General features: G+C 68.9%; 19 protein-coding genes. 6 read left to right on the top strand and 13 right to left on the bottom strand.

All coding sequences use genetic code 11. The features are described from left to right. From L978_RS08220 to L978_RS08205, 4 genes are all read right to left on the bottom strand, one after another. On the bottom strand, positions 1-1,029 hold the full coding sequence (locus L978_RS08220; protein WP_227991948.1) for an ABC transporter permease: 1,029 nt from the start codon (positions 1,027-1,029) through the stop codon (positions 1-3). Continuing rightward, positions 1,026-2,585 carry a sugar ABC transporter ATP-binding protein gene (locus tag L978_RS08215; protein ID WP_081996966.1) on the bottom strand — a complete coding sequence of 520 codons (1,560 nt, stop codon included), beginning with the start codon at positions 2,583-2,585 and terminating at the stop codon, positions 1,026-1,028. The genes L978_RS08220 and L978_RS08215 overlap by 4 nt, the downstream gene beginning before the upstream one ends. Positions 2,586-2,649: 64 nt before the next feature. Further along, a complete protein-coding gene (locus tag L978_RS08210) occupies positions 2,650-3,684 on the bottom strand; it encodes an autoinducer 2 ABC transporter substrate-binding protein (RefSeq protein WP_047522217.1) in 1,035 nt (344 codons plus the stop codon). A gap of 172 nt (positions 3,685-3,856) precedes the next feature. Then, positions 3,857-4,630, bottom strand: a complete 774-nt coding sequence (locus L978_RS08205) for a DeoR/GlpR family DNA-binding transcription regulator (RefSeq protein ID WP_047522216.1) — start codon at positions 4,628-4,630, stop codon at positions 3,857-3,859. A 125-nt stretch (positions 4,631-4,755) separates the two neighbouring features. Between L978_RS08205 and L978_RS08200 the strand changes: the two genes are divergently transcribed. Continuing rightward, positions 4,756-5,574, top strand: a complete 819-nt coding sequence (locus L978_RS08200) for a BtpA/SgcQ family protein (protein ID WP_047522214.1) — start codon at positions 4,756-4,758, stop codon at positions 5,572-5,574. Between the two features lie 75 nt (positions 5,575-5,649). Here L978_RS08200 and L978_RS08195 read toward each other — a convergent pair whose 3' ends face one another. Next, entirely contained in the window at positions 5,650-6,018 is a 369-nt protein-coding gene (locus L978_RS08195) for a sterol carrier family protein (protein ID WP_047522212.1), read from the bottom strand. 49 nt (positions 6,019-6,067) lie between these two features. Here L978_RS08195 and L978_RS08190 point away from each other — a divergent pair, with 49 nt between their 5' ends. Continuing rightward, the gene (locus tag L978_RS08190) at positions 6,068-6,742 is read left to right on the top strand and encodes an NUDIX hydrolase (RefSeq protein WP_047522211.1); all 675 of its coding nucleotides are present in this window, start codon (positions 6,068-6,070) and stop codon (positions 6,740-6,742) included. Between the two features lie 234 nt (positions 6,743-6,976). Further along, entirely contained in the window at positions 6,977-8,254 is a 1,278-nt protein-coding gene (purD, locus tag L978_RS08185; RefSeq protein ID WP_047522209.1) for a phosphoribosylamine--glycine ligase, read from the top strand. Positions 8,255-8,293: 39 nt separating this feature from the next. On the opposite strand, the gene L978_RS08180 is transcribed toward purD, so the two are convergent. From L978_RS08180 to L978_RS08170, 3 genes are all read right to left on the bottom strand, one after another. Beyond that, positions 8,294-8,848 (bottom strand): GNAT family N-acetyltransferase, encoded by a 555-nt coding sequence (locus L978_RS08180; RefSeq protein ID WP_047522207.1) that lies wholly within the window; start codon positions 8,846-8,848, stop codon positions 8,294-8,296. A gap of 121 nt (positions 8,849-8,969) precedes the next feature. Next, entirely contained in the window at positions 8,970-10,517 is a 1,548-nt protein-coding gene (locus tag L978_RS08175) for an MFS transporter (protein WP_269429713.1), read from the bottom strand. Continuing rightward, positions 10,514-11,140: a PadR family transcriptional regulator gene (locus L978_RS08170; RefSeq protein ID WP_047522203.1), complete on the bottom strand. Its 627-nt coding sequence runs from the start codon at positions 11,138-11,140 to the stop codon at positions 10,514-10,516. Before L978_RS08170 ends, L978_RS08175 begins: the two co-directional genes overlap by 4 nt. Positions 11,141-11,324: 184 nt before the next feature. On the opposite strand from L978_RS08170, the gene L978_RS08165 reads away from it, so the two are divergent. Both L978_RS08165 and L978_RS08160 read left to right on the top strand, forming a co-directional pair. Continuing rightward, the gene (locus L978_RS08165) at positions 11,325-12,203 is read left to right on the top strand and encodes a phosphoribosylaminoimidazolesuccinocarboxamide synthase (protein ID WP_047522201.1); all 879 of its coding nucleotides are present in this window, start codon (positions 11,325-11,327) and stop codon (positions 12,201-12,203) included. A 249-nt stretch (positions 12,204-12,452) separates the two neighbouring features. Continuing rightward, entirely contained in the window at positions 12,453-13,781 is a 1,329-nt protein-coding gene (locus tag L978_RS08160; RefSeq protein WP_047522199.1) for a uracil-xanthine permease family protein, read from the top strand. Positions 13,782-13,927: 146 nt separating this feature from the next. Here the strand turns inward: L978_RS08160 and L978_RS08155 are convergent, their stop codons facing one another. Genes L978_RS08155 through L978_RS08135 form a run of 5 tightly spaced genes read right to left on the bottom strand, consistent with a single transcriptional unit; the run spans position 13,928 to position 20,116 of the window. Next, positions 13,928-15,658: an acetyl/propionyl/methylcrotonyl-CoA carboxylase subunit alpha gene (locus tag L978_RS08155; RefSeq protein ID WP_047522196.1), complete on the bottom strand. Its 1,731-nt coding sequence runs from the start codon at positions 15,656-15,658 to the stop codon at positions 13,928-13,930. Then, positions 15,655-17,268, bottom strand: coding sequence for an urea amidolyase family protein (locus L978_RS08150; protein ID WP_047522194.1), 1,614 nt, complete (start codon positions 17,266-17,268; stop codon positions 15,655-15,657). The genes L978_RS08155 and L978_RS08150 overlap by 4 nt, the downstream gene beginning before the upstream one ends. Next, the gene (locus L978_RS08145; protein WP_047522192.1) at positions 17,268-18,068 is read right to left on the bottom strand and encodes a putative hydro-lyase; all 801 of its coding nucleotides are present in this window, start codon (positions 18,066-18,068) and stop codon (positions 17,268-17,270) included. Before L978_RS08145 ends, L978_RS08150 begins: the two co-directional genes overlap by 1 nt. 1 nt (position 18,069) lies before the next feature. Next, positions 18,070-18,834: a LamB/YcsF family protein gene (locus L978_RS08140; RefSeq protein ID WP_047522191.1), complete on the bottom strand. Its 765-nt coding sequence runs from the start codon at positions 18,832-18,834 to the stop codon at positions 18,070-18,072. Positions 18,835-18,838: 4 nt separating this feature from the next. Beyond that, a complete protein-coding gene (locus L978_RS08135) occupies positions 18,839-20,116 on the bottom strand; it encodes an NRAMP family divalent metal transporter (protein ID WP_047522189.1) in 1,278 nt (425 codons plus the stop codon). A 172-nt stretch (positions 20,117-20,288) separates the two neighbouring features. Here L978_RS08135 and L978_RS08130 point away from each other — a divergent pair, with 172 nt between their 5' ends. After that, entirely contained in the window at positions 20,289-20,942 is a 654-nt protein-coding gene (locus L978_RS08130; protein WP_047522236.1) for a GntR family transcriptional regulator, read from the top strand. Positions 20,943-20,998 lie beyond the last annotated feature (56 nt).

Below are 20,998 nucleotides of genomic sequence, written 5' to 3'. Positions count from 1 at the left end.
TCACTCCTTCACCGTGTCGAGGACGAACGTCCGGCGGGAAGCGCGGCGGGCCATGACGGCCTGAATCCCGACGCCGATCACCAGGAGGAAGCCGACGGCGGCACGCTGCCACGCCGTCGGCACGCCCATCAGGATGAGACTGTTGTTGATGATCTGCACCAGCAGCACGCCGAGCACAGTGCCGGTGACGGTGCCACGTCCACCGAAGATCGAGGCGCCGCCGAGCACGACGGCCGCGATCACGTCGAGCTCCGTGCCGACGAGGTCCTGCGGGTTGGCGCTGCGCCCGAGCACGACGTGGATGAGTCCGCCGATCGCGGCGACTGCCCCGACGAGCACGTAGAGCAGGATCTGCAGGCGCACCACGGGGAAGCCCGCCCGGCGAGCCCCTTCCAGGTCGCCGCCCATCGCGTAGATGCCGCGGCCGAACATCGTGCGCCGCAACAGGAATGCGGCACCGATCACCAGCAGCACGACCGGCACGATGAGCATCGGCAGGTAGGCGCGAGTCGACTCGATCGAGATGAGGTTCGCGGTCGACAGCCAGGAGATGCCGTTCGGCAGCTCAGCTATGTATCGTGAGCCGATGTAGGCGAGCAGCACACCCTTGAAGATGCCCTGCGTCGCGAGCGTGACGATCAGGGTCGGCAGCCGGAACCTCGCGATCACGATGCCGTTGACGAAGCCGAGAGCTCCGCCGATCACAATTGCGAAGGCGAGGATGCCGATCAGCCCGAAGTCGAGCCTCTCACCCTGCGCGAGAGACACGGTCGTGTAGGCCGCGAAGATGCCGATGGCTGCGAACGAGACGTCGATACCGCCGGAGATGATCACGAGGAGCACCGCAAGCGCGAAGACCATCGGCACCAGAGCAGAGCGCAGGATCGAGAAGAGCGTGTGCACACTGAGGAAGGCGGGGTTCACGGCGCACATCACGATCACCAGGACCACGATGATGCTCGCCAGCACAAGCTCGTTCGACATGCGCCCGATGCGGGGAAGGCGGATGCGGGTGTCGGTGGCGCTCACGCGGCCATCACCTCCTGGATTCGGGGTGCGGCGATCTCGTCGCCCGCCAGCCGCGAAACGATCTCGCCGCGGCGGACCACGAGCACGCGGTTGCAGAGGGAGACGAGTTCGGGAACATCGTCGGAGATCATGAGCACACCCATCCCGTCACGCGCGGCCTCGCGGAGGATCTGCAGGATCTCCTCCTTTGAACCCACGTCGACGCCGACCGTCGGTCCGTTCAGGATCAGCACTCGCGGTTTGGTCGCGAGCCACTTGGCCAGCACGACGCGCTGCGCGTTGCCGCCGGACAGCGACCGCACGGGCGCTTCGACGCTGGAGGCCTTGATACGCAGGCGGGAGAAGAGACGCGAGATGGTCTCAGCCGTGCGCTTGCGGCTGAGAAGCACCTTGCCGACCGCGTGCTCGCTCAGGGAGCCCGCGATGATGTTGTCGGAGATCGACTTGTCGAGGAACAGGCCCTGTGTGAGCCGGTCCTCGGGCACGTAACCGATACCAGCGTCGACGGAAGCCCGGATGCTCCCCGGCCGCACGGTGCGCCCGCCGACGGTGACGGTGCCGGATCGGGGGGTCAACAGCCCGAACAGTGCGTCGGCGATCTCGCCGCGACCTGATCCGAGAAGCCCGGTGAGACCGAGTATCTCGCCCGGCTGCAGGTCGAACGAGACATCCGTGAAGGCGCCCGGAAGATCGAGGTGCTCGACGCGCAGCAACGGTTCGACGTCGTCATCGACCTCGACGACGACCCGGGAGTCGTCGACCTCACGACCTGTCATGGCGTGAGTGAGGGAGGCGACGTCGAACTCGTCGGCCGGGCCGCTCGCGACCAGGCGCCCGGAGCGCAGCACCGTGATGTCCTGAGACACCTGCAGGACTTCGTCGAGCTTGTGGCTGACGAACACCAGGGCGACACCGCGCTGCTGCAACCTCCGCACGAGGGCGAACAACCGCTCGACCTCGGAGTGCGTGAGCGCCGTCGTGGGCTCGTCCATGAAGATGACTCTGGCGTCCTGCACGAGCGCGCGGCAGATCGCGGTGAGCTGACGGTCGGCGACGGAGAGTCGTTCGACGTCGGAATCGAGGTCGAGACTCAGCCCCAGTTCCTCGACGATGCGCTGCGCCTCGGGCCGGCGCTTCTTCGCGCTGTAGAGCTTGCGTCGCGCGGCGATCGCGGCCGGGAGCACGATGTTCTCGGCCACGGTCAAGTTGGGGAAGAGCGAGAAGTCCTGGTAGATGACCTGGATGCCCGCACGGAGGGCCTGCGTCGGCGAGAGGTGTGCGAGCGGTTCGCCATCCAGCAGGATCTCGCCCGCCTCCGGCTTCTCGACGCCGCTGATGATCTTGATCAGCGTGGACTTGCCGCACCCGTTCTCGCCCGCCAGGCAGTGCACCCGTCCGGGGTGGAGGGTGATGGCGACGTCGTCGAGGGCGACGACCCCGCCGAAGACCTTCCGCACCCCCCTGACCTCGAGAACGGGCCTGGTCCCGCGAACGGAGTCGACCTGAGGAGAAGCGGGCCCCGTTCCGGGCGTCGGCTGCGCCTGTTCTGCGTTCATGTTCTTCCTCCGGGGCGGGGCCGCGCGCTGGCGACCCCGCCCTGAGTCGTGATGGACGTCGGGATCAGAAGTCGTAGTCGTCGACGTTGTCCTTGTCGACGATGACCGCGGCGTCGCCCACGTACACGTTGCCGAAGCCGTCGAGCTTCTTCAGGGAGTTGTACCCCTCGATACCGAGGTCGGTGCCGTCTGCGATCTCCTCGCCGTCGACGAGCAGCTGCGCGATCTTGAGCTGGGCCTTGCCCGCCATGGCGGGATCCCAGAAGAAGATCTTGTCGATCGAGCCGTCGACGATGTACTTCTTCGCCACCGACGGGATGCTCGTGCCCATCACACAGACTTGGTCCTCCAGGCCCGCTTCCTGCACCGCGCGAGCGATGCCGGCGACGTCGGTACCGGCCGAGCCCTGGAAGCCCTTGATGTCGGGGTACTTCGCGAGCAGCTCCTTTGCGCGCTGGTAGGCGACGCTCTCGTCTTCCTTGCTCTCCACAGGCTCTTCGACACGGGTCAGCTCGGGGTACTCGGCCTGCTGCTGGTCGTACGCGCCGCCGACCCAGTCCATGTGGGTCTTGGCCGTGAGCCCGCCGACGAAGGAGACGTACTGCCCGGAGTCGCCCATGCACTCGGCGAGGTTGTCCATGATCTTCGCCCCGTAGGCCCGGTTGTCGAACGCCTCGATATCGATGTCGGCGTTCTCGATACCGGCTGCTTCGTGGGCGACGACGACGATCCCCTGGTCCCGTGCCTGCTTGAGCACGGACTCGAGCGCCTCGGGCGAGTTGGGGACGACGGTGATCGCGGCCGGTGACTGCGCGATCAGGTCCTGGATGATCTGGATCTGCTTCTCGGGGCTCGCGTCGTCGGCACCCTCCTGGCGCGCGTCGATCCCTGTCTCCTCGGCGAACTCCTTGACGCCGACCTCCATGCGGTCGAACCAGCCGACACCCGAGATCTTGACCACGGTGACCATCGCGCCGTCTTCGGCCCCTCCACCGGCCTCGCCACCACCGGTGGTTCCGCCGACCTGACCGCAGCCGGCCAGGGCAAGCATGGCCACCGCGCCGAATCCGATCCCTGCAAGCAACTTCGTCTTACGCATGTTCCACTCCTTCGTGTTGAGCCAGTGTTAGTTTCCACCACCCCCAGGGAGGAATGGGAAGAAATCTCATCGCTGTGGAACAGTAAAACGTGATCCCTTCGCTTGTCAATGCGAAATCTCACACCTGTTGCTCAACCGTTGCGCAAGAGGGCCGGACGCGGAGCGCGGTTCGCTAGAGCGCGGGAACGGCTTCGATCTGCACGCCAGCCGCGCGCAACCCGACGAGCGCGGGGTGATCCACCGCACCATCCGTCACCAGAAGATCGACCTCACCCGGGCCGGCGACATTCGTCAGATGCACGCGGCCGAGCTTCGACGCGTCGGCGACGACGATGACGCGATCGCAGGCTTCGATCGCCGCGCGCTTCACCGCCCCCTCCTCATTGGAGTAGTCGGAGAGACCGCGCTTGCCGTCTACCCCGGAGACCCCCATGACGTACACGTCGCAGTTGTAGCGCTTGAATGCCTCGATCGACTCGGCACCGACCAGGCTGAGCTCGCCCGGCCGCACCCGCCCACCGGTGACGAGGATCGTGGTGTTGGGCTCGTCGTGGAGCTCGAGCGCGACGAGGATGCTCGGCGTGACAATCGTGAGCCCGAGCCCCTTGCCGACGATCGCCCGAGCCACGGCAAGCGCGGTGCTGCCGCTGTCGAGCACGACGGTCTCACCATGGTTGAGATGAGCGACGGCAGCGGCAGCGATGTTGATCTTCTCGCGCGCGCCCATCAACGCTCGCGAATTGAACCCGGGCTCCACCGCCGTTCCGTGCGCGGCGATCACACCGCCGGTCACCCGACGCACGCTGCCGCGCTCTTCGAGGAGCTCCAGGTCGCGACGGATGGTCATCTCGGAGACGTCGAACTCCAGGGCGAGAGCCTTGAACTCGGCCTCCCCGTCAGAGAGAACACGCTGCTCGATCAGCGCGCGGCGCTCGTGGGCTTCCATCCCTACCTCCTCGTGTGGCAGATCCCACCCTAGGCGACAAGCTTGTGTGAATGAATAACTTGTGCTTTGCTCGTCGTGAATCTTTCACAGCAACTGAGATCCATTCCGAAGAAACGAGGAAAGACATGCCCAACTGGCTCCCCGAGGTGTTCGGCACACAGAAGCCGATCGTGGCGATGCTGCACCTGGCTCCGCTCCCCGGCGACCCCGGCTACGACACCGTCGGCGGTGTCGCCGCGATCGTGGACCGCGCCCGTGGCGAGCTCGACGCCCTGCAGAGCGGCGGCGTCGACGCCGTGATGATCTCGAACGAGTTCAGCCTTCCGTACCTGACGAAGACGGAGCCGATCACCGCGATCACGATGGCCCGCGTCCTCGGCGAGCTCCAGCGCGATCTCTCCGTCCCTTTCGGCGTGAACGTGCTGTGGGACGGCCGGGCCTCCATCGACCTCGCCACCGCAACCGACGCCGCCTTCGTCCGCGAGATCTTCACGGGCGTCTACGCCAGCGACTTCGGTCTGTGGAACACGAACGTCGGTGAAGTCGCCCGCCACCGCCACCGCATCGGCGCGGGGAACGTGAAACTGCTCTTCAACATCGTGCCGGAGTCGGCCACCTACCTCGCCGAACGCGACCTGGGCTCGATCGCCCGCACCACGGTGTTCGCGACCAAGCCCGACGCTCTCTGTGTCTCCGGGCTCACCGCGGGCGCGCCCACAGACACGCAGTCGCTGGCCATCGTGAAGGAGAACGCCGGAGATGTCCCCGTCTTCGTCAACACCGGCGTCCGGGCCTCCAACGTCGCCGATCAGCTCGCCGTCGCCGATGGCGCTGTCGTCGGCACGTACTTCAAGCAGGACGGCAAGTTCGAGAACCGCGCCGACCGCACGAGGGTCGAGGAGCTCATGGTCGCCGCGAAGGCGTTCCGGTCACAGCTCGCCTGAACCGCGACCACTGCGACCTGCGAACCGCCCCGATCCGCGTGAACCCCGGGGCGGTTCTGCGTGTGGGCCTCCGCGCTAGGGCCGCAACGGGAGGACGTCGCTCAGATCGGCGCGGGTCCCGGAGGCATGGATGCGCCCGCCGGCTGCGGCCTCCGCCCATCGCTCGGTCCCGGTCGACACGGCGATCCAGGTCGCGGCATCCATCTCGACGACGTTGGGCGGCGTGCCCCGGGTGTGACGGGGTCCTTGGATGACCTGCACCGCACCGAACGGGGGCACCCGCACCTCGACGCTGTTGCCCGGCGTCTTCTCGTCCAGCAGCTGCAGCAGGTAGCGCACGGCGGTGGCGAGGTCGGAGCGCTGCGGCTTCGCCCCCGAGGCATCGGCGGCACGGACGGCATCGAGCGCGACGCGTCCGTCCGTGATGTCGATCTTCCTGGCCATCTCTCCAGACTACGTCCGACGATGCGCGACGAGTCCTAAGCTCGAACGCATGAGCATGCATCCCCGGGGCGCCCGCGCCGAGCTGCTCGCGGCCGTCGCCGACCACTCCTGGGGCGTGCGCATCCCGCAGCTCGCTGACCCGCAGAGCGCTCACGACGCGGCCGTCCTCATCCTGTTCGGCGTGCTCGATCGCATCCCTGCACCCACGGCCGGCCCCGCCGTCGCCCGCGACCTCGACGTACTGCTGCAGCGCCGAGCGCCCACGCTCTCCTCCCACCCCGGTCAGGTGTCGTTCCCGGGCGGCCGCGTGGAGCCGGATGACGCCGATGCCGTCGCCACAGCACTGCGCGAAGCCGAGGAGGAAACCGGGCTCGATCCGGACGGAGTGGAGATCCTGGCCACGCTTCCCGTGATTCCGCTCGCCGCCAGCAACCATCTGGTCACCCCGGTGCTGGCGTGGTGGCAGTCGCCGTCGCGGGTCGTGGCCGTCGACCACGCCGAGACCGTCGAGGTGTTCCGCGTCCCTGTCGCCCAGCTCCTCGACCCGGCCACCCGGTTCACCTCGACCCTCACACGGATGGGCCACACCTTCCGCGGCCCCGCCTTCGACGTCGACGGCACGATCGTGTGGGGCTTCACCGCGATGGTGCTCGACGCCCTGTTCGACGCCGCCGGCTGGACCGTGCCCTGGGATGCCTCCGTGGAACGGACCGTCGACCTCTGAGCCCGGTCGACCCCGGAGCCCGGTCGCCCTCGGAGTCCGGTCGACCTCGGAGTCCGGTCGTCCTCGGTCACAACTCAGGAAGGGTGCGGCGAAAACGGCGGACACGCCGCGGATGCTCGCCGGACGGAGAGATTCCTCCTGAGTTGTGAACACCGACCACCCGAACACCGAACCCCGAACACTGGAAACCCGACCACCTGAGACCCGGACCGTGAGCCTCGGTAGTCTGGACGGGTGAAGATTCTCGTCCTCGGTTCCGGTGCCCGTGAGCACGCGATCATCCTCGCCCTGCGGGCAGAGCAGACGGAGCACGAGATCTTCGTCGCTCCGGGCAATGCCGGCATCGCGCAGGATGCGACCCCCGTCACGGTCGATCCCCTCGACGGTGCCGCGGTGACGGCCTTCGCGCATGAGCACGCCATCGACCTGGTCGTCGTCGGCCCCGAGGCCCCGCTGGTCGCCGGTGTCGCGGATGCGCTGCGGGTACGTGGCATCCCGGTGTTCGGCCCGGGCAAGGCCGCCGCTCAGCTGGAGGGCTCGAAGTCCTTCGCCAAGCGGGTCATGGACGCGGCGGGCGTGCCGACCGGTCGTGCAGTCCGTGCATCGACCACGGCCGAGGTCGAGTCCGCATTCGACGAGCTCGGCGCACCGTACGTGGTCAAGGCCGATGGCCTCGCCGCGGGCAAGGGTGTCATCGTGACGTCCGAGCGTGCCGACGCCCTCGCGCACGCCGAGCAGTACCTTCCCGCCGGGCCCGTCCTCATCGAGGAGTTCCTCTCCGGCCCCGAGGTCTCGCTGTTCTTCCTCAGCGACGGCGACACGGTGCGCGCGCTCAGCCCCGCTCAGGACTTCAAGCGCGCACTCGACGGTGACGCCGGACCCAACACCGGTGGCATGGGCGCGTATTCGCCGCTGCCGTGGCTCGCCGAGCAGTTCGGCAGCGAGCGGGCTTTCGTCGAAGAGGTCACCCGTGACGTGGCTCTCCCCGTGGTGCGGCAGCTCGACGCCGAGGGCACCCCGTTCATCGGGCTGCTCTATGCGGGGCTGATCCTCACCCCGGCCGGTGTGCGCGTGATCGAGTTCAACGCCCGCTTCGGCGACCCCGAGACGCAGATCGTGCTGCCCCGACTGGTGACCCCGTTGTCGGACCTGCTGTTCGCCGCCGCCTCCGGCACGCTGGAAGATCAGCCCGAGCCCGAGTTCAGCGACGACGTCGCGATCACCGTCGTGCTCGCCAGCGAGGGCTACCCCGAGGCGCCGCAGACCGGTCGCCCGATCGAGGGCCTCGCGGACGCTGCATCGGTCGAGGGTGTGCGACTCGTGCACGCGGCGACCGCGAGCCCCGATGCACCGGGAGGATCGCTCATCGCGACGGGCGGCCGCGTGCTGAACGTCGTGGCCGTCGCCTCCGACTTCCGCACGGCGCGTGACCGCGCGTACGAGGCGATCTCCCGCATCTCCCTCGAGGGCTCGCACCACCGCACGGACATCGCCGCCCGCGTCGCGGAGTAGTCCTGCTCCGCCTCCGGACCGCAGACGCTCGCGGTGAGGCTAGCTCGCGGTGAGGCTGGTCCCCGAGATGTCGATCCAGTACCGCCGTACGCGGGGCTGCCCGGGCTCGGGGGCGTCGATCACGTCTTCGAGCTCGCCACCTGCACCCTCGATCGTCCGGATCGATCCCACGTTGTCGTCATCGCAGGTGAGCATGACCCGCTCATAGCCCTCGGCCTTCGCCAGGCGCAACATCAGGCGGAGCGCCTCGCGTACGATCCCCTCCCGGCGCCGGGAGGGGATCACCGAGTATCCGATGTGGCCGCCGAAGCGACGAAGCCACTCGTTGAGCTCCCGACGGAACGCGATGAACCCGACCACCTCGTCACCTTCGGTGATCCAGAAGTGGTCGCAGGGCACCCGCCCCTCCGGCAGCGCGGCACCGGGGGTCGCGAACAGCGCCGCCCTCTCGACGAAGGCCTCGCACGCGGCACGGTCGGGCACCATCCCCTTCTCGATACCGGCACCGTCGACGTGTCCGCCCTCGAACTCGGCCACCGCGGAGGCCCAGGACTCGAACAGGTCGGTGGTCGGTCGGGAGAGCGCGATCGTCATCGCCTCAGCACACCAGACGGTGGTCGCCGGTGCAACTCACTCCGGGCCTCCGAATCGCGCAAACGGCCCGATCCGAGCCACGGATGCGACCATTCACGCGATTCGAAAGCCGGGGCCGAACTCAGGGAGCCGTGGTCTTGTCGTAGCGGCCGAGGAACAGCGAGGCGATGAGGGCGATCCCCATGACGCACGCCGGCAGCAGGATCGACTGCGCCATACCGGCGGCGAACCCGTCGGCCACCTGCGGCGGAAGCGTCCCGCCCGTCGAGATGCCGGAGGGCGCATCGGCGAGACCCGGGAGGTTCGCCTCCAGGCGCGACTGCATGAACGCCGCGATGGATGCCGAGCCGATGACCGACCCGATCGTCCTGGTCGTGTTGTAGATGCCCGCACCCGCACCGGCCTGGCGCGGAGGGAGCTTGCGCGTCGCCGTGGTGGCGAGCGGGCCCCACATGCCCGCATTGCCGATGCCCATCAGGGCGGACGGCAGCAGGAACATCCAGATCGGGGTGTCCATGTTGATCAGGGCCGAGTACCAGACCAGCGCGCCGGCCACGCAGAGCAACCCCGGGATGAGGATGATGCGCGGATCGACCCGGTCGAGCAGCTTGCCCGCGGCCGGAGCGAGCACACCCGAGAGCACGGCCATCGGGATCAGGAGCAGCGCCGCTTCGGTGGGCGTGAGCCCGCGCGCCGTCTGCAGGAAGAACATCATCGGCAGCGACATGCTCGTCACCGTGAAGCCGACCGCCGCGATCGCGACGTTCGCCCCCGAGAAGTTGCGGTCGCGGAACAGCTCGAGCGGGACCAGCGGCTCACTCCGGGTCTTGGCCTGCTGCAGGATGAAGAGACCGAGGACCACCAGCCCGGCGATGATCAGGCTCCACACCGAGATGGGGCCCCAGATGACGCCCCAGTCGTACTTCTCGCCCTCCTGGAGTCCGAACACGAGGAGGAAGAGGGCCACGGCGCTCAGCACCACGCCCACGATGTCGAAGCGGTGCGGGTGCGTCGCGAGCTTCGGGACCAGGCGCCAGGCGAGCACGAACGCGACGATGCCGACCGGGATGTTCACGAAGAAGATCCACTCCCAACCGAAGCCGTCGACCAGCAGGCCTCCGACGAGCGGGCCGACCAGGGTGGCGACACCGGCGGTCGCGCCCCACAGTCCCATCGCGGCGCCGCGGCGCTCCGGCGGGAACGTGCGGGTGATCACGGCCATCGTCTGCGGGGTCATGAACGCCGCACCGAGCCCCTGCACCGCGCGGGCGACGATGAGCCCCTCGAGTGTGGTAGAGAGTCCGCACCAGAGCGAGGCGAGCGTGAAGATCGCGAGACCGATCAGGTAGATGTTCTTCGGGCCGAAGCGGTCGCCGAGGCGTCCGGTGATCAGCAGCGGCACGGCGTAGGCGAGCAGGTAGGCGCTCGTGACCCACACCACGTTGTCGAGGTTGTTCGTGTTCGGGTCGAGCGCCGCCTTGATGGCCGGGTTCGCGACCGACACGATCGTGGTGTCGACCAGGATCATGAAGAAGCCGATGACGAGCGCCCAGAGCGCGGGCCAGGGACTCGTGGGCTTGTGCCCGAGGGAGTAGGTGCCGGTCGACGGACCGGAGGACGAGGGCGCGGACACCGGTGGGCGGTCTCCGGCACGAGGAGTATCAGTCATTGCTGTGCAGCCTTTCGCTGAGCGCGGTAGCGGTCTGAGTTCTGGAATGCCGTGGGACCCCACGGCAGGGCGTCGGCCTCGAGGCGTTCGAGGAGGGAGTCGAGCCAGCGGAGCTCCGCCGCCAGCAGCGCTTCGTGGCGCTCGATCTCGACGAGGACCTGTTCGGGAACCGCGTGCTTCCTGGCCTTCGCCAGGCCGTCGCGATGTCGGATGTGGTCGTCGACCAGGGCGACCCGATGCGCGCCCAGAAGCTCGATGACCTCCGGACGCTCGAGGTTGTGCGCCTCGGCGAGCGCGATCCGGAACTCGGCGGGGCGGTCGATGCGGGGCAGCTCGCGCTGCACCCACGTGACGACCGCTTCGCGTCCGGCATCCGTCAGGGAGTAGGTCGTGCGCTCCGGACGGTTGCCTTCGCGGTCGATGCCGAGTTCATCGATCAACCCTGCACGATGCAGCCGGGAGACCGTGTGGTACAGCGTCCCGTTCGTGATCGTGAGGAGCCGGTCGTCGTGGCGGGCCCGCATGAGGCGCACCATCTCGTAGGGGTGCATGTCGCCCTCGCGCAACAGCGCGAGCACCATCACCCCCATCGGGGTGAGGCGATCGACGGCATCCTTCTTCATGGGTCCCCTCAAATAGTCCATGTGGACTATACGCCCATTTCGACCGCCCGCACAGACCCCGTCCTCCCGCCGACACCCCGTCCTGTCGCCGAGACCCCGTCGCAGTTACGGCGGTACGGCGGGGTCTCGGCGCCGAACGGGGGTCTCGGTGGGACCCGCCCGAGGGAACCGGGATAATGAGCGGGTGAGCATTCCTTCAGAAGGCACGGCACAGAGCATCCCCGGCTGGCGGCACATCTACTCGGGCAAGGTCCGCGACCTGTACGCCTCGGAAGACCCGGCGGACACCCGCATCCTCGTGGTCGCCTCCGACCGCGTGAGCGCCTTCGACTTCGTGCTCTCTCCCGGCATCACCGACAAGGGCGCCCTCCTGACCCGTCTGAGCCGCTGGTGGTTCGCCCAGCTCTCCGACTTCCCCAACCACATCGCCGCGGGTGAGCTGCCCGAGGCCGTCGCCGATCGCGCCATGCTCGCACAGTCGCTCGAGATGCTGCCGATCGAGTGCGTCGTGCGCGGCTACATCACGGGGTCGGGCTGGGTCGAGTACCAGGAGAGCGGCACCGTGTGCGGCATCCCGCTGCCCGCGGGCCTGCACAACGGCGACCGGCTGCCGGAGCCCCTGTTCACCCCCGCCTACAAGGCGCCGATGGGCGAGCACGACGAGAACATCACGTTCGAGCGCACCGTCGAGCTGGTCGGCGCCGACCGTGCGGCCGAACTGCGCGACACCTCCCTCGCGATCTACACGGCTGCGGCCGCCATCGCCGAGGAGAAGGGCCTGATCCTCGCCGACACCAAGTTCGAGTTCGGGACGGATGCCGACGGCACCCTGCGCCTGGCCGACGAGGTGCTCACGAGCGATTCCTCTCGCTACTGGGACGCCGAGGCCTGGCGTACCGGCAGCACCCCGAGCGCACGGATGGCGAGCTTCGACAAGCAGATCGTGCGCGACTGGCTGGCCGCGAACTGGGACCAACAGGGCGAGCCGCCGCTGCTTCCGGACGATGTGGTCGCACGCACCGCCGACCGCTACCGCGAGCTGATCGAGCGTCTCGGAGCCTGACCCCTCCCGCTGTGCGCTGCTCGCACGTCCGCGTGTGCTGCTCCGACGCCCGCGTGTGCGGTTCGGGTGCATGACGATCCGACGGATGCACGACGATCGGCCGCGAGCCGCTCCTGCATCCGTCGTGCACACCTGCATCTGAACCTGCACGGCGACCGGCGGAGAGGGCTCCCGCACTCAGGGAACCCTCAGGAATCGATAGTGTTGCTCCAGCACTCCTGCCATCCCCCGAACCTCTGAGGAGCCCGCATGGCCCTGTGGAAGCTGCACGGAAACGGCCGCACGGTCGAACCCGACGCCGTCGTCCGTCCCGATGAGCGCCTGAACTGGCCGGCGACGATCGCGATCGGACTCCAGCATGTCGTCGCGATGTTCGGGGCCACGTTCCTGGTGCCGATCATCACCGGCTTCCCGGTCGCCACCACCCTGCTGTTCAGCGGTGTCGGCACGATCCTGTTCCTGCTGATCACCCGCAACAAGCTGCCCAGCTACCTCGGCTCTTCCTTCGCCTTCATCGCACCGGTCACGGCCGCGACCGCCTCGGCGAACATGGGCACCGCCCTGGCCGGCATCGTGGCGGTCGGCGTGCTCCTGGCGATCATCGGCGTCGTGGTGCACACGGTCGGCGTGAAGTGGGTCGATCGCTTCCTTCCGCCGGTCCTCGCGGGGACCATCGTCGCCCTCATCGGATTCAACCTCGCCGGCGCAGCGCACAACAACTACGCCGCAGCACCCGTGACCGCGACCTTCACCCTCGCGATCACGATCCTCTTCGCCGTCGTCTTCCGCGGTTTCCTCGGACGCATCTCGATCTTCCTCGGCGTGATCGCGGGCTACATCTTCGCGGGTTTCCGCGGGGAACTGGACTTCACAGCCGTCGAGAAGGCGGACTGGATCGGGCTGCCCACCTTCACCTTCCCGAACTTCACCGAGCCCGGCACGCTGACGGCGCTGGCGATGTTCCTCCCCGTCGTCCTGGTGCTGATCGCGGAGAACGTCGGCCACGTGCGCGGCGTCGCGACCATGACCGGTGATGCGAGCGTGAACCAGCAGACCGGCAAGGCCCTGATCGCCGATGGTGTCTCGACTACCCTGGCCGGCTTCTTCGGCGGATCCGGAACCACGACCTACGGGGAGAACATCGGCGTGATGGCCTCCACCCGCGTCTACTCCACCGCCGCGTACTGGGTGGCCGGAGCCGCCGCGATCCTGCTCAGCCTCTCGCCCAAGTTCGGTGAGGTCATCAACTCCGTGCCCGCCGGAGTGCTCGGTGGCGTGACCACCGCACTGTACGGCCTCATCGGTGTGATCGGCATCAAGATCTGGGTCGACAACCGCGTCGACTTCTCCCGGCCCGTCAACCAGTACACGGCCGCCGTCGCCCTGATCATGGCCGTCGGCGGGTTCATGATCAAGGACGAGGCCTCCGGCTTCGAACTCGGCGGAATCGTCATCGCCACGGTCGCGGCGATCCTGATCTACCACCTGGGCAACCTGATCGCCCGCCTGCGCAAGACCGGTGCCGACGACCCCCGTCCGCTCGCAGCCGTCGGCCCGCTCGGCGGCGACCCCGAGTAACCGGCTCCCCCGCCGGCTCTCCCGCCGGTTCGTCCGCGGGGTCGTCCGCCGTCGCGGTTCACAACTCAGGAGAAAGCGCCGGATCCGCTCCATGACGAGGAGTTACGGGTCGAATCTGCACAGTTCTCCTGAGTTGTGAACGCGACTCAGTCGATGACCGCGAGCACGCCGTCGGCCGAGACCGTCGCGGAGAGCGCAACGCGCTGTGAAAGCGTGCCGGCGCGATGGGCGTCGACCGTCGTCTCCATCTTCATGGCGTCGATGCCGGCGACCGGATCGCCCGGTGCGACCTCCCCACCCTCCTCGACGAGCCAGCGCACGAGCGTGCCCGGCACGGGCGAGCACAGCTCGGTCGTATCGGCCGCGGGCGTGGGCACGGCAGCGCCCGTCGACGGCCCGAGTCCTGCCAGCAGAGCCGCCGGGAGCCCGAGCATCACCCGCCGTCCGTCGATCTCGACCGGGAAGCGCTGCAGCACGGCGTCCGGCAGCGCGGACGGGCGGGACTGCGTCTCCAGCTTCGGCAGCAGCGCGCTCTCGATCCACTGCGTGTGCACCGCGAAGGTCTCGGTGGCGAACGCCGCATCGTCGAGGGCGAGCAGGTCGAACGGGATGACCGTCGCCGGACCCTCCACCACGAGCTCACGCAGTGCCCGGCGCGCCCGCACCATGGCCGCGTCGCGGGACTCAGCATGCACGATGAGCTTGGCGATCATCGAGTCGAAGGCCGGCTGGACGACGTCGCCCTCATCGATGCCGCTGTCCCACCGCACGCCCGGACCACCGGGGATCCGCAACCGCTCGACGCGACCGGGGCTGGGCAGGAATCCGCGACCGGGGTCCTCGGCGTTGATCCGGAACTCGAACGCATGGCCGACGGGGTCGGGCGTCTCGGCGAACGACGGACCTTCCCCGAACGCGATCCGGAACTGCTCGCGCACCAGATCGACCCCCGCGACCGCTTCGGTGACCGGATGCTCCACCTGGAGCCGGGTGTTCACCTCGAGGAAGGAGATGGTGCCGTCGGCGGCGAGCAGGAACTCCACCGTGCCGGCCCCGCGGTAGGAGACCTCGGCGCAGATCGAGCGTGCGGCGTCGTGGAACCGGGTCCGCTGTGCGATGGACAGTCCGGGCGCGGGGGCCTCCTCGATGAGCTTCTGGTTGCGACGCTGCATCGAGCAGTCACGATCGCCGACGATGACGACACCGCCGCGTCCGTCGCCCAGCACCTGGACCTCGATGTGACGCGGGCTCTCCAGGAACCGCTCCACGAAGCACTCGCCTCGACCGAACGCCACGATGGCCTCGCGGGTGGCCGCATCGAACGCCTCCGCCACCGCGGACAACTCGCGCACGACCTTGAGTCCGCGCCCGCCGCCGCCGAAGGCCGCCTTGATCGCGATCGGGAGACCGTGTTCCTCCGCGAAAGCCACCGCCTCCTCCGCGCCGGCCAACGGCTCATCGGTTCCGGCCGCCAGAGGGGCACCGACCTGCTGAGCGATGCGCCGCGCGGTCATCTTGTCTCCGAGCGCGTCGATGCTCGCGGGCGTCGGACCGATCCAGACCAGCCCGGCCTCTTCCACCGCTCGCGCGAACGCGGCGCTCTCCGACAGGAATCCGTATCCGGGATGCACGGCGGTCGCCCCCGACTGCCGTGCGGCGGCGAGCAGCGCGTCGATGGAGAGGTAGGTGTCGGCGGCCGTGGTGCCGACGAGACCCACGGCCTCGTCGGCGAGGCGCACGTGCAGGGCGTCGACGTCCTGGTCGGCGTACACCGCGATCGATGCGTAGCCGGCTTCGGCACAGGCACGGATGACGCGCACGGCGATCTCTCCGCGATTGGCGATCAGGACCCTCTGCGTGGTCGGCGCGGCGGTCATGCGGTCTCCTTGACGATGAAGCGAAGGCGCACGCCCGGTGGCAGCTGACCGGCGAGGTCGAGGCTGCGGTCCGTGAGTGCACCGATGATCGGGTATCCCCCGGTGAGGGGGTGGTCGGGGAGGAACAGCACCGGCTGCCCGTCGGGCGGCACCTGGATCGCACCGGTGACGGCGCCCTCGCTCGGCAGCTCTCCGCCGCGTGCGCGTTCCAGGGGCACCTCGCCGTGGAGCCGGATGCCGACCCGATCGGAGCGCGGCGTCACCGTCCACTCCTGAGCGGTGAGGGTCGCGAGCGCTCCGGCCGTGAACCAGTCGTCGCGGGGACCGAGTGTGATCTCGAGCTCGACGAGGTCGCCCACGGCCGGCAGCTCACGGGGCAGGGCGTCGGGTTCGACCGGGTGCGAGGCGACGCCGCCCACCGGGACGACCGCGCCCGCGGTCAGCACCTCGGGTCCGAGTCCGGCCAGGGTGTCAGCGGCGCGGCTGCCCAGTGCAGCAGCCGCCTCCAGTCCACCGCGGACGGCGATGACATAGCGCAGTCCGCGCGCGGGATGGCCGAGGGTCAGCTCGTCGCCGTCGACCGTGGCGAAGGGCACACCGTGGGCCACGGAACGGACAGAGCCCTCCACGTCGGTCAGGCTGAGCGCACCGATCGCTCCGGTGACCGCGGCGACGCCGGCTCCCCGGAATCGCAGCACCGCACCACCGACGCTCTCCAGCACCGCGGCCTCGGTCGCATTGCCCACCGCGCGGTTCGCATCGTGCAGGGCCCGGCGGTCGGCTGCCCCGGATGCCGAGACCCCGAGTGCCGCGAAACCCGGACGCCCGGCATCCTGCACCAGCAGCTGCAGCGACGGGCGGACCACTTCGACCGCCGCCTCTGTGCGGAAACCCAGAGCATCCGCATCCGTCTCGGCGTGTTGCTCCACGACACGCCCCGGGCGCACCGCGTCGTCTCCGTTTCGGCCCGATTCGTCCGAGCGACCCACGCCCAGCCGAGCCACTTCGCGCACGTGCTCGAACCGCACGGAGGTGCCGGGGGCCAGGAGTGCGGGAGGGTCACGGTCGATGTCCCACATCACGGCGTCCGTGCGGCCGATCAGCTGCCATCCTCCGGGGCTCTCGCGCGGATACACCCCGGTGAACGCGCCCGCGAGTGCGACGGACCCGGCGGGCACGCGCGTGCGCGGCGAGGAGCGGCGCGGCACGTCGAACAGGGGATCGCTGCTGACGACGTAGCCGAATCCGGGGGCGAAGCCCGAGAACGCGACCCGCCAATCGGCAGCGAGGTGCCGGTTCACCAGTTCCTCCGTCGAGACACCGAGCAGAGTGGCCGCCTCGTCGAGGTCTTCACCGTCGTACCGCACCGGCACGACGACCTCCCCCGCGTCCGCGAGCTGTGCGGTGTCGATCTCCACGCCCGCGAGCGCGGTCGCCAGCTCGGCGGCGGAGACCCGCAGCGGATCGAAGCGCACGAGCACGGTGCGGGCACCGGGGATGCGCTCGACGATCCCGGGCACCCCCTCCCACGCGAGGTTCAGACGCATCGCCTCGTCGAGGTCGGCCGCCTCGACGAGCAGCGCATGATCGGATGCCGTGAGGATGCGCATCAGACGAGGTACTCCGCATCCGGAACGTCGGTGAGGAACATGTACCCCGGCGCGTGCGTGATCGCGAACGGCGGCTTCGAGGCCATGATCGCGGCCTGCGGGGTGACCCCGCATGCCCAGAACACCGGCACCTCGCCGGCACGGATCTCCGGGGCGTCACCGAAGTCGGGGCGTGCCAGATCGTCGATCCCGAGCGACACCGGGTCCCCGATGTGCACCGGAGCGCCGTGCACCGCCGGAGTACGGCCGGAGATCTGCACGGCATCCGCCACCCGATCCGCAACGATCGGCCGCATCGACACGACCATCTCGCCGTTCAGCCGTCCCGCCGGCGTGCACGGCACCGCTGTCCGGTACATCGGCACGTTGCGGCCGAGCTCCTGGTGGCGGATCGGGATCCCCGCCTGCACGAGACCGGATTCGAACGTGAAGCTGCATCCGATCAGGAACGACACGAGGTCCGGATGCTCCGCCCAGGCCCCGGTCGCGTCGGAGACCTCCTCCGCCAGCTCTCCGTCGCGCCAGACGCGATAGCGGCCGATATCCGTGCGGATGTCGCTGCCGGGCGCGAGCCGGGACTCCACCTGCCCCTGTTCGATGACCTCGAGCACCGGGCACGGCTTCGGGTTCCGCTGCGCGAAGAGCAAGGTCTCGAAGGCCCAGTCGGCCGGCACCGCGATGAGGTTCGCCTGGGTCAGCCCCACCGCGACGCCGCTGGTCGGCTCGGCGTGCCCCGCCCGGATGGCGGCACGCGCCGCACGCGCATCGGCGAGCTGATCGGCGGTGGCGAGGACGGTCATGTCAGGCGCCCGTGAACGGGGCGATCGTGATGCCGGCGTCCTGCAGCATCCGCTTCGTCTCGGCGGCCATCGCCACCGAGCCGGGGCTGTCGCCGTGCACGCAGATCGACTGCGCGGCCACGGGCACATCGGTGCCGTCGATCGCCCGGATCACACCGTCGGCGGCCAGACGCACCATGCGCTCGGCGACCGCGGCCGGGTCGTGCAGCACAGCCCCCTCCTCGGTGCGCGACACCAGCTGACCGTCCGGCTGATAGGCGCGGTCGGCGAACGCCTCCGCCGCAACGGCGAGCCCTGCCCGCTCGGCGACGTCGAGCACGACGCCTCCGGACAGGCCGAGCAGCACCAGGCTCGGGTCGATCGCACGGATCGCGGCCACGACGTCCTTCGACTGACGCTCGTCCCGCGCGATCGTGTTGTACAGCGCACCGTGCGGCTTGACGTAGGCGACCCGTCCGCCGACCGCGGAGGCGACCCCCATCAGCGCGCCGAGCTGATACTCGACGTGCGCCTGGAGCGTGGCCGAGTCGATGTCGACCGTCGTGCGTCCGAAGTTCTCGTAGTCGCGGTAGCCGGGGTGCGCGCCGATCACGACCCCGCCCTGGACCGCGGCCGCGAGCGTCTGCCGGATGCCCTCCGGACTGCCGGCGTGGAAGCCGCACGACACGTTCGCACTCGTGACGAGGCGGAGCATGCTCGCGTCGTCGCTGACGATCCGGTCGGCGACGTTCTCGCCGAGGTCCGAGTTCAGGTCGATCGAGGTCATGCGATCACGCTCCGATTCCGAGGAAGGCGAAGATGGGGCCGACCGAGACGATCCCCATGTACCAGGTCAGCAGCGTCACGAGCGTACCGGCGATCAGCAGCCACATCGGGTACTTCTTCGAGCCGAGCAGATCGCGACGGAACCAGCCGATGTACATGAACACCGTGAGGCCGATCGGCAGGATCAGACCGTTGAAACCGCCCACGAAGACGAGGATCGCCGCGGGTGCCGTGCCGATCGACAGGTACACGGCCAGCGACACCACGATGAACGCGACGGTCGCGAGCTGCAAGGGCCAGCCGCCCCTGAGCTTCTTCGTGAAGGTGGAGAGGAACGTGGCCGACGTGTACGCCGCGCCGATGACCGAGCTGATCGCGGCGGCCCAGAAGATCGCGCCGAAGATGCGCAGTCCGGCATCGCCGAGCACCGCGCCGAACGCCTGCCCCGCGGGGTTCGCGGCCTGACTCGACAGGTCGAGAGTGACACCGGAGGCCACGACGCCGAGGATCGCGAGGAACAGGACGTAGCGCATGATGCCCGTGACGAGGATGCCGTTGGCGGCGGCGCGCATCACCGGACCGGCGCGCTCGGGTCCGGTGTGCCCGGAGTCGAGGTAGCGGTGTGCGCCGGAGTAGGTGATGTAGCCGCCGACCGTTCCACCGACGATCGTGGTGATGGTGGCGAAGTTCAGCTCGTCCGGGAGGAAGGTCTGGGAGAGCGCTTCGCCCAGCGGCGGCTGCGCGATGAAGGCCACGATCAGGGTCATCACGATCATGCCGAGGCCGAGCACGATCAGGACGACATCCATCACCCGCCCCGCCTTCTTGATCAGGAAGATGATGATCGCCAGCGCTGCGGTGAGTGCGCCTCCGAGCTTCGGATCGATGCCGAGGAGCGCGTTCATGCCGAGCCCGCCACCGGCGATGTTGCCGATGTTGAACGCGAGTCCGCCGATCACGACGAGGACGGCGATCACGTGTCCGGAGAAGGGGATGGCGCTGTTGGCGAGTTCGCCGGCGCGCTTGCCCGACGAGGTGATCATGCGCCACACGTTCAGCTGCACGGCGATGTCGACGAGGATCGAGACGAGGATGGCGAAGGCGAACGCCGCCCCCATCGTCGCTGTGAACGTCGCCGTCTGGGTGATGAAGCCGGGGCCGATGGCGCTGGTGGCCATGAGGAAGATCGCACCGAGGACGGCACTGCGGCCGGCGCGCTTCTTGACGGCGGCCAGGCGGACTTCGTCTTCCGGGGAGAGGGAGGCGGTGGACTGCTCGGACATGGAGGGGGATTCCCATCGTCGTTGGTGGGTGTCGGGTGACCCCCAGTGTAGAACGGATAGACACTGATTGTTCAACAATATTGTTTCGGCTGTGCTACGAAGACGTTGCCCGCGTGTGTTTTCGGGGGAGGATCCTCGAACGATCGATTCCTTCGCCACCTACGATGAAGGCATGAACCAGCAGGGCATGCTTCCCGATGTGCTCCGTCAGCGCATCATCGACGGCGACTTCGCTCCGGGATCGCGTCTGTCCGAGTCGGCTCTCGCCGAGCAGTTCGACGTCTCACGCAACACCCTCCGCGAAGCCTTCCGCGCTCTCGCTGAACAGGGGCTGCTGGAGCACATTCCGCACCGTGGCGTCTCCGTCGCCTCCCCGTCGATCGCCGACGTCATCGACATCTACCGGGCCCGTCGCGTGATCGAATGCTCCGCGCTGCTGCAGTCGGAACCCGAGCACCCGGCCGTCCAGCGGATGAAGGACGCGGTCGAGTCCGCGGAAGCGGCCCGGGCCGAGGCGGCGGACGACCCTCGGGCCTGGCGCCGGGTCGGCAGCGCCAACATGGCCTTCCACGTCGCACTGGTCGACCTCGCCGACAGCCCCCGACTGGCCCGCACGTATCGCGATCTGGCGGCCGAGCTGCGCCTGGTCTTCCTCAAGATCGACGACCCGCGTTCGCTGCACGAACCCTTCGTCCGCAAGAACCGCGCCGTGCTCGACGCGTTCCTCGCGCGCGGCCCGCAGGCCGGAGCCACCGAGCTCGAGCGCTACCTCGTGCAGTCGGAACGCGTGGTGCTCGGCGCCTTCGCCCGCATGCGCCTGGAATGAGCGACCCCGCACCACGCCTCAGGCGGTGCCCCCGGGCGGGTGCGGACCCGACTCGA

Origin of the sequence: Microbacterium sp. ZOR0019 (genome assembly GCF_000800925.1) — a bacterium.
Lineage (GTDB): Bacteria > Actinomycetota > Actinomycetes > Actinomycetales > Microbacteriaceae > Microbacterium > Microbacterium aurugineum.
The sequence above is the reverse complement of the archived record's forward strand: the minus strand, read 5'-3'. Positions and strand labels throughout refer to the sequence as shown.